Source organism: Treponema sp. R8-4-B8, from assembly GCF_054786175.1.
Window position 1 is genome coordinate 1 of record NZ_BDHE01000091.1, and the last position, 1,546, is coordinate 1,546.

General features: G+C 46.8%; 1 protein-coding gene. It reads left to right on the top strand.

Features of this window, described 5'->3' with window-relative positions; genetic code table 11:
• Positions 1-1,546: hybrid sensor histidine kinase/response regulator (locus ACYVRA_RS06450; RefSeq protein WP_461251927.1), on the top strand; the 1,546-nt coding region annotated here is incomplete at both ends.

A 1,546-nucleotide genomic window follows, 5' to 3' on the forward strand; every position in this document is an offset into this window, starting at 1 on the left:
AGATAAGCAACGCCGGCACTACGCTGTTAAGCATTGTAAACGATATTCTGGACTTCTCCAAAATTGAGTCGGGCAAACTGGAAATAACTCCTGTTGATTATTACATGCCCAGCATGTTGAATGATATTATTACGCTTGTTATTACGCGCCTTGGTGAAAAACCCATAAAATTCTATCTGGATGTCAGAGAAAATCTGCCTGCCAATCTTCACGGCGACGATCTGCGGGTAAAACAAATATTAACCAACATGCTTACAAACGCCGTCAAATACACGCGGCAGGGAAGCATTGAACTCAGCATACAGTGTACGCGGGAGGGCGATTCTATATGGGTGGATGCCGCCGTAAAAGATACCGGCATCGGCATACGCGAAGAGGATATAAACAAACTTTTCTCGGATTACAATCAGGTTGATACAAAAGCCAACCGGAGCATTGAGGGAACCGGACTGGGACTTGCCATTACCAAGAGGCTTGTAGAGATGATGGACGGGAATATTAAAGTGGAAAGCGAGTACGGCAAAGGCTCCACGTTCCGTCTGCGTTTCAGGCAAGGTTATGTAAACGATATGCCTCTGGGAGAAGATATCGCGAGCAAACTTCGCAACTTCTGCTATGCCGAAGACAAACGTATTGTTACCAAAAGATTTATAAGGCTCAATCTGAGTTACGCGAAGGTGCTGGTGGTAGATGATATGCAGACCAATTTGGACGTAGCGGCTGGCATCTTGCACGGTTACAAAATGCAAGTTGACTGTTTAGACAACGGGCATGATGCTGTTGAGCGGATACGCGCGGGGACTCCGGTCTATAACGCCATATTTATGGATCACATGATGCCTGGAATGGACGGCATAGAAACGGTGGACAAGATTCGCGCGTTAGGCACCGAATACGCGCAAAAAATAACAGTAATCGCCCTAACCGCCAACGCCATACATGGAACGGATAAGATGTTCTACGAGCATGGCTTTCAGGCGTTTATAACCAAACCCATCGACGTAATGGAAATGGATTCCATTATCAGAAAATGGGTGCGCGACCCCAACCGTGAAGAAGTTCCGGTTTCTGATGAGTCTTCCTCAGACGGCGCTTCTTCTAATGATATGGTAATAGAGATACCGGGAGTAGATACGAAAAAAGGGCTTAACCTGTATGTTGGTGACACAAAGGTTTATATTCCCCTTCTGCGCTCTTATGTTACCAACACGCCGGGACTTTTAGACAAACTGCGGAATGTCACAGATGAGAACTTATCCAGTTACGTTATTAACATACACGGGTTAAAAGGCACAAGCGCCGGCATAGGCGCGGAAACCATACGGGAAGCAGCTCTGAAACTGGAAACAATGTCCAGGGCAGGCGACTTGAAAGGCGTTTTGGCTAGAAATGACAAACTCATTAAAGATACGGAAGCCATTGTCGCCAATGTAAAAGCATGGCTACAAGAGCATGACGCCGGCAGCGAGAAAAAGCCCCGCTTGAAAGCTCCTGACAAGGAGCTTCTTGCGCGACTGCGGCAGAGTTGTGAAAACTACGATGTGGA